Origin of the sequence: Synechococcus sp. CCAP 1479/9, assembly GCF_019038535.1 — a bacterium.
GTDB lineage: Bacteria > Cyanobacteriota > Cyanobacteriia > PCC-6307 > Cyanobiaceae > Cyanobium.
Window position 1 is genome coordinate 1 of record NZ_JAFKRK010000059.1, and the last position, 241, is coordinate 241.

Genomic DNA, 241 nt, shown 5'->3' on the forward strand with positions numbered 1-241 from the left:
CCCCTTCTCCCTCGACGCCTTCCCCTCCACCACCGCCAGCCTGCCCGCCCCCGCCGAAGCGGTGGATTCCGGCCTGCACGAGCGGCTCTACCAGAGCGCTACCAGCCAGTGGCGCCGCCTGGGCCGCGGATCCGAGGCCTTCCACGAGATCGATTCCGCCGCCGGCCTTGAGGGCGGTGGGGAATTCTCCGCCTCCGGCGCCGGCCCCTGGGCCTCCGGCCGCAGCGCCTCGGGCATCGGT

1 pseudogene is annotated in these 241 nt (G+C 74.7%); it reads left to right on the forward strand.

Features of this window, described 5'->3' with window-relative positions:
- Window positions 1–241, forward strand: a pseudogene (locus KUG38_RS16675) (DUF4912 domain-containing protein); the annotation flags it as partial.